We start from the raw sequence: 8,523 nt of genomic DNA on the forward strand, positions 1-8,523 counted from the left end.
AGAAAAACATCATCATCCGCCAGGCCATTATGTGCCGCTCGTGCCTGTGATAGCATATCCGGGTCAATTTTCAGAGCCAGGGCTGATGAAGAAGAAAAACAGCACACCCACTCCTCACGATGCTACGTTCAGGCAGTTTCTGACGCAACCGGATATTGCCCGGGATTTCATGGAGCTGCACCTCCCGGCAGAGCTGCAGGCCATCTGCGACCTCAGCACACTGAAACTGGAATCCGGCTCGTTTATTGAGGATGATCTCCGCCAGTATTTCAGCGACGTTCTCTACAGCCTGAAAACTACCGCCGGGGATGGCTACGTTCACGTGCTCATTGAGCATCAGTCCTCACCCGACAAACATATGGCTTTTCGCCTGATACGCTATGCGGTGGCCGCCATGCAGCGACACCTGGAAGCTGGCCATAAGAAGCTGCCACTGGTGATACCGGTCCTTTTCTATACCGGTAAACGCAGCCCGTATCCGTACTCCACCCGCTGGCTGGATGAGTTTGACGACCCGATTCTGGCCGGAACACTCTACAGCAGCGCTTTCCCGCTGGTAGACGTCACGGTCATTCCGGATGATGAAATCGCCGGGCATCGCAGTATGGCTGCCCTGACCTTGCTGCAGAAACATATTCATCAGCGCGATCTCGCTGAACTGGTTGACCGCCTGGCGCCCATTTTGCTGGCCGGATATCTGTCTTCATCACAGGTAGTATCGCTGGTACACTATATCGTGCAGGCAGGTGAAACATCGGACGCCGAAGCCTTTGTACGCGAACTGGCACAGCGTGTGCCGCAACACGGAGACGCCCTCATGACGATCGCACAACAGCTCGAGCAAAAAGGTATTGAGAAGGGTATCCAGCAGGGGATCGAGCAGGGCATCCAGCTGGGTGAACAACGTGGTATTGAAAAAGGCGAGCGCGAAGCTACTCTTAAAATTGCCCGTACCATGCTGCAGAACGGCATTGACCGCAATACTGTCATGAAAGTGACCGGTCTGACGGAAGAAGACCTGGCGCAGATCCGCCACTAATCCCCCTTTCCTGGCACTCCCTGTCCGGCCATCAGTGAATACTGGTGGGGCAGGGAGGCACCAGACTCAGGCTCTGCCTGCCAGCCACAGCGATTTAACAGCTTCATTACCCCTGCTACGCTCCCTGTCAGACGTGCTGTCAGCGGATTTGTCTGCTGGCCATTGTCGTCAAAAGCGGCATCGAGGTTTGTCCGTAAGAGATAAACGCCGTTTACTCCAGGATTGAGTACCAAGGCATATCGCCCGGCCCATTCTCTGTCGCTCATTACGCGGTAATTCCAGCCCATGTCTTTCGCTGTTTCCAGCGCATACGTCAGCCGGAACATGTCGTTCTGTTCAGTCAGCTCGCCGCTGCAGGAGCGCCAGACATAGTCCAGTTTGTCGGCCAGTTTTGCTCTCACACCCAGCAAACGCCCCTGATTCAGTAACCATTCGATATCGGGTGTAACATCGCGCGGAAATCGCCGCTGTTTCAGCGCTGTCGCCAGCCAGCGGGTGAGAAAAAGGTTTTCCTGTGCAGGAGACAGCTCTCCCTGCTCCTTTCTGGCCAGTGCCAGCGCGACAAGTGCGCACCATGCCAGATGCCCTGTTTTGTGTGTCAGCGCCACGCGGACTCACTCCCTTTGGTCTTATAGTGGTCAGTCAATATAGTGACAATTATGACAGGTAAGCCTGTTCAAAAGACAGGCCTGACTGTCATTACGGGAGGGACTGGCGCGCCATACAGCGTTCTGAAGGGACCGTGCCTGATTGCATAAAAAAAGCCAGCGTGAAAGGCTGGCCGGACACAATTGTGGTTCGTCAAAGGGAGCAAATCCCCGGAGTGTGGGACAGACACAATGCATCCGGTGAGAAGACTGTAGTCGTGGACTGCAGGAATGCCACTGCTGAAATAAAAGAATTATTTCAGCAATTCAGCCACTCATCACACGGACCCGGCTCTCAGCTGCCAGGTTACCCCACCAAAACAGGTCACGCCGACCACCTGCTCCCACGTTTCCTTCTGCTCCAGCTGCTTCTCCAGCGCATGAAAGTCTGCATGACTGAGCACGATATCTTCCCGCTCCCCGGGTGACTCCAGAATATACCCCTCGGGTATCCGTGCTGACGATTCAGCGGCCTGTCGTGACGATATACGCCAGAAGGTTTTGATGCATCCTCCGCGAGTGAGGGCATCGAGGATGATATGTTCAGCAACGCGCATGCAGAGCTCCGGTTAACAGTATTTCAAATGCCGGCATTCAGCCGGAGGGCCTCATCATGGCGCGTAATTCCTCAACGGACAACGGCTTTGCCTCATTGCCCCGATGAATCATGGCATGGCAGTTCGGGCACAACGGGACCAGCTCGTTGACCGGGTCAATCTGATAGTCAGGTCCGAGTGTTCTCAGCGGCCGGATATGATGAACGTGGATAAATCCTTTCCCGTGCTCACCCCAGGTTTTCTCAAAATCGAATCCGCAGCACTGACAGACGGCACCATGATACGCGATACAGGCCCGCCGTGCGGCCGGGTCGCGTTCATACGCGTTGATGGTGATGGATTTTGTGGCGCCCTCAATATAGCTACCGGCGACGGACAGCTCTTCGGGATAAGGACTGGCAGTAAAGTCAGCGTACCAGACGGCGCCCTCTTTTCTCAGAAAGCGTTTTTCCAGCCGGCGTTCGAAATCCTGAATGACCGCGACGTCCGGCGCATCCGGACTGGTGGCCTGCACCATGTTAAAGGTGTACAGGTCGTATCCCCCGAGGATGTAGCCGATATGCTCAACCGCCTGGGTGTAGCCGGGGTTCTTCCTGAGCCTGGCGTTGTATTCCCACGCTTCACGCAGGATAACAGCGCGCTCCTGATCACGCTCAACGTCCCACGCCCCGAAGATGACCAGCTGGTCGTCATGGTTGATAAAAGACCAGCTCCAGGTCCAGTTACGACAGGTGGCCCCCCGGCTCTGGATGAATTGTTTGCGGTTCATTATCTGCTCTGTTTCCGTTCAGCTCCAGGCACGTATTTTACATGCTTAAGTCTGATATCCCGACTCTGGCGTCAAATAATACATGGTTCTGAACAGAAAATGCGAATGAGATAAACGAAAATGTCACTGATATTTTAACAAAAATCCAACTCATTCCAGAGTGATTGAGAAACTCACATTAAACGCCGGACTGAACGATTGTAGTCAGCTTAATTCAGCTCGGCGGTATTGACTGACTGCTTTGAGTGAGGCGCGGAAGCTGTGCGTCCGACGAATAAGATTGATGACGACAGTTTAAACACTTGTCACATATAGATGACTGACGCCACCGACCTCTCTTGTTTCCGTCTTTAAATAAGTTAATGATTTAACTAAACCACCTAATTTCTCATAGCCATATGTTCTGGAATCAAAGGAAGATTCGTTCTTATTTATATAAGACCCAACCGCAGACAATAATGACCAGCCATCATCTTTAGATGTTGCGGACAGAGCATTACTTATTAATTCTTTAAGGTCCTTATCATCAGAGAAATCTTTGGCAGCTTTTGTTTTTCTCAAGTTTTCTGTTTTTATAAATAAATTGCATGCAGAAATGAAAGCATCAGGAGTTTTCTCCTCGCCAAAGCCATATACAATGATGCCGCTTTCCCGTAGTCTATTGGCTAACCGTGTGAAGTCACTATCAGATGAAATTAAGCAAAATCCATCTAAATTCCCATCATGAAGTAAGTCCATCGCATCAATGATCAATGATGAATCAGTAGAGTTTTTGCCAGTAGTATAGCTAAATTGTTGTATAGGTTGAATTGCATGTTTGTGAAGATGTTCTTTCCATCCTTTTAGATTTGTTGTTGTCCAGTCCCCATATGCTCGTTTTACATTAGCCAATCCATATTTGGATACTTCTGAGAATAATTCATTACACAAAGATGCTTGTGCGTTATCAGCATCAATTAAAACAGCCAGTTTCTTACTTGTTTCATCAGACATAGCATATAACCTTTTGAAAATCATAAACCTAATAAAACGTACAGTTTAATATGAAGTGCTTTCAATTTCATATGTTAACACCAAAATGCACAAATAAAAATATTTACACATAATTATAAGAATAACATAATGGTAAATTCAGTTTACTTCCATCTATTTGCGTTAAGTCAAATGTCCTGTTACGTATTGATTAACACAGGCTATTATAGCAACGTTTCCCTTGATTAAGGATAGCGTTGCATCGACCTGGTGAAGTTACACCACATAGAGGCCCTGTTTAGAGAACAATGTCACCGATTTTTTTAATAAAAAAACTAACGGTTGGTTTCTGGCATTGCCGCACAGGCGCCTTTGCCCGGCATGAGCGTGCGTTATTTTCAGGGTACGCCAGTGACGGTTTTTTGATGCGCGTCAGCGCATGGGAGGCGCTTTGCGCCGGAGACCCCCGCAGCGAAGCGAGGACGAAAAAAGCATTACGGCTTCAGCCGTAATAATCCCCCACCCTGCTAAGCCCAACCAAACCCGCTGAAAACGATTCAGAAGCTGCTGTGCGCGGTCGGAGTGGTCACGACAAGGCGTGAGCCGCAGTCGGGGCGTATCTCCGCGTTAGCGGGCCGTGAGGGCCGCTTACGAGCGTGTACACCAGAACCCAAAGCCACGCCACCCACAGCAACCACGAAATATAGTTACAACATCCGTCATTTTAAAGCGATGCATTACCCCGGCCGTTGGCCGGGGTGGGGCGCCGCTTTTCAGTGACGGTCAGGTGGGCACTGATGTGATTGAAGCGTGAGCGTTCTCCGGTGGTGACAGGCGAGGTTTCTGGTGTCTCTTGTGTCTGATGCGATGCAGAGGACAACACTGGCGCGGTTTTGTGAGGATTTAACCGAATGATGTAACTAAATAGTAAGGGGTTGCTGACTCGCCCGCCGTATAGCGGCGGGAGGTACCTAATTTCTGAGCGGCGCGAACGCTTGCGGTCGCTGCGAGCGAAGGCATTAATGTGATTGTTCACGGAAGTAACACAGATAAAGGATCTCCCTGCTGCTTGTTATGCAGGGGATTAATAACTGGGTTAAGACTGTTTTGCAGATTTCCCGTTATACGTTTCCGGAATCTGTATGTTATCTGTTTGCGGATTTATGTGGATAAGTATTCAGGCACATGCGCGCTGTGGCCATGACGGCAGCAAAATCATAAGAAAAAGCGTGAAATCAGGTCGGAGACAGACTGAATTGACAACAGTGACTGAAAAAAACCAGCACGAAAAGCCCCGGAGGGGCCGTTTTTAACGCAAATTGTGATTTGCCTGACTAATGAGGCGGAGAAGGGTTCAGTGACAACTCCAGCTGGTACAGATGCCGGACAGCCAGCTGCTCAAGTTTATCTTTAGAATAACCATAGAGCTCATCTGCCGGCAGCGTTTTCTTCAGCCAGCAGGTCATTTCGTAGACCTGACGGTCGCGGGGCATTCTGGCCAGACGGTTTGCACGCTTACGTGCGGCCCCTTTTGCACGGCGATACTGCAGGGCTTCACGACTGCGCTGCTCATACCAGCGTTTACGCGCCCTCAGAACAGAAATCTCCTCATGCTCGCCTAACAGCCCCTCTTTAATGAGCGCCTGACGTTCCTCGCATTCACGTAGTTTTTTCAGCTGCTGCTCCTGCAGCTTCATCAAATCAACACCCAGCATTTTCCAGCCAACGGGCGTGATCCAGACGTATTTAGGCAGTCGCTTCCGTGATTCCCTGTCCCACAGAGTTTCTTCTGATACGCCAAGTACACCAAAGCGGACCTGCTCGGCAATTAATGCCGAAATCCGGCGTACCGTGACTTCCGTACCGGAAATCACTTCCCCCCGGGCATCTTTCGGGCTGAGTTCTCTGGCCAGTCTGGACACACTCATTCCTACCGTGTGTTTACCGGCATCGCAGAAGCTGACCAGTACCGGCCAGAGCGCATCGAGAAGACGTTGTTTTTCCGGGCGGAAAGCATATCTGCGCCCCGCGCGCTGCCGTTCCTGGACGTAGAAAGGATGCAGTGACATGTGCATGCGAAGCCTGCACTGACCCGTGGCCGGATCTTTTTCCACCAGACGGTTATAGGCGTGCCCCAGCTGGCCACCCAGCGCCTTATAGTGAGGCGGCCGGAACCAGGACGGGTTTTCGCATTTGGGTTTAGTGGAATGTTCACCGCGACGGCGACGGGTACGTTTCTTCTCCGGAGAAACCAGAAAAGACCCGACGTGACCATTATCAATGCCCTGCCAGAAACGGATCTGTTCTTCCGTATCCAGCTGACTCCAGTGTTGCGGATTGTGCTGTTCAGTCACACCTTCCCGCGCTTATGTTGCACGGAAGGAGTAAATGACACAGAAACAGGTATTGAACTTTTCTGAGCATAAAACTATACTCCCTGCATAGAGCAACAGCTTCTATACAGTTTAAGTAGGCCCCGTTAATCTTCTTCAGTCGCCAAACTAGGTGAAGATTATCGGGGTTTTTGCTTTTCTGGTCCCGGGTAGACACCTCATCAGAACCAGTTCCCTGCCACCTTACGGCGTGGCCCACCATCAAAATTTGCTAAACGATCAGTAATCTAGCACTTGGATTAATTATTAGCAATAATTGTGACTTGTTGCTATTTGTTCCGTTGCTCTGATTCTCGCTCAATTAGTAACTCAATGATTTCTGCCTGAGTCATATTGGATTTCGAGCAAAGATCGTCCAGCATCGCCTTTTTAGCATTCTGTATGAACACAGTAACGGCTTTATGCGTATCCCTTTTTCTGGATACAGAGCGCAATTTTCGCTCGCTTACTGATAAAGGTTGCCCCTTACGGTAAGGCCTTTTGGGTTTCGAAGAGGAAGTTACTGCATTATCAATCTGCGACATCTCTGCCTCCTCAAGGATCTAAAAAAGGATCGTTCGCAGAGAATACTACAGATATCTTAAATCAGCGACTGACTTTATGGACGTAACCCGCGTTGGCGCACGGTTTACGTCCGGGGAGCGTTTAAGGCGGTATCAGTACGTCTGTTTCCAGTCCGTTCCCTTCGACCAGCGGGATGACCAGTGCTGCAGATAGCGTTGAGCAACAACAGGGTCATCCCACACGACGAGCACGTTCTCTGAATTGGCGCGATCGGCCGCGCGACTAAAGTTGAACGAACCGACCTCAGTGTTGCGGCCATCGGCGATGATCACTTTGTCGTGGAGGATCTTGTAGGTATCCACCGTCCGGACCGGTATACCCGCGCTGACCAGCAGGTTCATGGCGGCCCGACTGGCCTTGTTGCGCTCGCCGGTATTGGCTTTGTGGTCCAGTACCACCTTCACATCCACGCCCCGCTGCCTGGCCCTGACCAGCGCGCCGGCCACCTCCGGAGACGTAAACGAATAGCCCATCAGCCGGATTTCCTGTTGTGCGGTCGTAATGGTTTTCAGAACCAGCTGCAGGCCCGTTCCTTCCGGGGAAAACCCGGTCTCGATGCTTGCGGCATACACGGCCGGTAAGGGGGCGAACAGGCTCAGGCTGACCAGCCCGGGCAGACACCATTTGCGGAGAGTACGATTTGTTTTCACAGTATTTCCTTCACTGTTTTTGAGAAACGCCGGGGGTGGGGGAAACTGGTTTTCTCCCGCCTCCGGGGTTGGACAACGACGCCCTGCGGAGGCGTCAGGCTTTTGTGGTATGACGGAACCAGTAGCACTCCGGCCCCTCCTCCCGTGGATGTACTGAACCGAGAAACCAGCCCTTTCCGGGCGGAGGAACCAGCTCCCATGCAGAAGCGTCTGGCGGGCCATCATCCCATCCGGCACAGAATGCTTCTGTAGCCTCGTCACGCATACTCATCACGAAGCACTCCAGCTTCTGGACGCGCAGCCACCACATCAGCTGTGGCGTGGTCTGGCAGCAACTCCGGATTAACGCCGGGTGTGTCCAGTAGCCCCGCGCATCGCGATCAACCTCTACGGGCACAATCATTTTTCGTCCTCCCTGCGTTCAGTATGCGCTGTCGGTAAAGCTGTGCCGGATGCAGATATTTCGTCGGTTTCAGCTTCACGGTATTTCAGAAACTCACTGACTCTCCTGACCAGTTTCTCTGAGTCCCGGTCACGCAGCAGCGGGATACCCGCCTGCCTCAGAACCTCTTCCAGCAGGATATCGCGCCGGATACGCTGTTTTTTCAGATGTGAGGCGTCATCAAGTTCAATCGCGCCAACGATAGCAAAGGTGCGGATATCAACGATGACCACGTCGCAGTGCCACTGAGACGCCATGCGGAAGAGTTGCCACCAGGTCCGGGAACGTGGCCGGATGTGGGGAGCGAGTGTGGCAATATCCGCCACCCGGACCTGCGGGCATAACAGCCAGCGCTTACGGCTGGTATGCCTCAGCAGTGCCCGGTAAAAGTGTTGTTCCCGTGGTGTCATCAGCGTGTCATTTCCCACCCAGACCCGCTGGCGACACAATCGCTGTTCGGCCTCTGAGGGGCGAATCCCCAGGGCTTTCA

The 8,523-nt window shown here is 51.9% G+C and carries 11 protein-coding genes; 1 reads left to right on the top strand and 10 read right to left on the bottom strand.

The features are described from left to right. Positions 1-85: 85 nt before the first annotated feature. Complete coding sequence (locus ACOI7Z_RS26350) at positions 86-1,039, top strand: Rpn family recombination-promoting nuclease/putative transposase (protein ID WP_020314639.1); 954 nt, start codon at positions 86-88, stop codon at positions 1,037-1,039. Here the strand turns inward: ACOI7Z_RS26350 and ACOI7Z_RS26355 are convergent. The 10 genes from ACOI7Z_RS26355 to ACOI7Z_RS26400 form a co-directional block, all read right to left on the bottom strand. After that, positions 1,036-1,647: a DUF2913 family protein gene (locus ACOI7Z_RS26355; protein WP_020804876.1), complete on the bottom strand. Its 612-nt coding sequence runs from the start codon at positions 1,645-1,647 to the stop codon at positions 1,036-1,038. The two genes, ACOI7Z_RS26350 and ACOI7Z_RS26355, sit on opposite strands and share 4 nt — an antisense overlap. Positions 1,648-1,964: 317 nt before the next feature. Next, on the bottom strand, positions 1,965-2,243 hold the full coding sequence (locus ACOI7Z_RS26360; protein ID WP_020314648.1) for a hypothetical protein: 279 nt from the start codon (positions 2,241-2,243) through the stop codon (positions 1,965-1,967). 37 nt (positions 2,244-2,280) lie between these two features. Beyond that, the gene (locus ACOI7Z_RS26365; RefSeq protein ID WP_020804880.1) at positions 2,281-3,012 is read right to left on the bottom strand and encodes an HNH endonuclease; all 732 of its coding nucleotides are present in this window, start codon (positions 3,010-3,012) and stop codon (positions 2,281-2,283) included. Between the two features lie 294 nt (positions 3,013-3,306). After that, positions 3,307-4,005: an NYN domain-containing protein gene (locus tag ACOI7Z_RS26370; RefSeq protein ID WP_020804881.1), complete on the bottom strand. Its 699-nt coding sequence runs from the start codon at positions 4,003-4,005 to the stop codon at positions 3,307-3,309. Positions 4,006-5,318: 1,313 nt separating this feature from the next. Beyond that, complete coding sequence (gene repA / locus ACOI7Z_RS26375; RefSeq protein WP_020314728.1) at positions 5,319-6,338, bottom strand: plasmid replication initiator RepA; 1,020 nt, start codon at positions 6,336-6,338, stop codon at positions 5,319-5,321. After that, positions 6,331-6,408, bottom strand: a complete 78-nt coding sequence (gene tap / locus ACOI7Z_RS26380) for a RepA leader peptide Tap (RefSeq protein WP_020323529.1) — start codon at positions 6,406-6,408, stop codon at positions 6,331-6,333. Before tap ends, repA (ACOI7Z_RS26375) begins: the two co-directional genes overlap by 8 nt. Before the next feature lie 238 nt (positions 6,409-6,646). Further along, complete coding sequence (gene repA / locus ACOI7Z_RS26385; RefSeq protein WP_004098862.1) at positions 6,647-6,901, bottom strand: replication regulatory protein RepA; 255 nt, start codon at positions 6,899-6,901, stop codon at positions 6,647-6,649. A 132-nt stretch (positions 6,902-7,033) separates the two neighbouring features. Continuing rightward, on the bottom strand, positions 7,034-7,591 hold the full coding sequence (locus ACOI7Z_RS26390; protein WP_020315133.1) for a phospholipase D family protein: 558 nt from the start codon (positions 7,589-7,591) through the stop codon (positions 7,034-7,036). 94 nt (positions 7,592-7,685) lie between these two features. Continuing rightward, positions 7,686-7,994 (bottom strand): hypothetical protein, encoded by a 309-nt coding sequence (locus tag ACOI7Z_RS26395; RefSeq protein ID WP_004098858.1) that lies wholly within the window; start codon positions 7,992-7,994, stop codon positions 7,686-7,688. Further along, on the bottom strand, positions 7,991-8,523 hold a 533-nt coding region (locus ACOI7Z_RS26400), incomplete at its 5' end, for a DUF2726 domain-containing protein (RefSeq protein WP_107320948.1). The genes ACOI7Z_RS26400 and ACOI7Z_RS26395, both read right to left, overlap by 4 nt.

This window comes from Klebsiella sp. C283 (genome assembly GCF_048822555.1).
Classification (GTDB): Bacteria; Pseudomonadota; Gammaproteobacteria; order Enterobacterales; family Enterobacteriaceae; genus Klebsiella; species Klebsiella quasipneumoniae.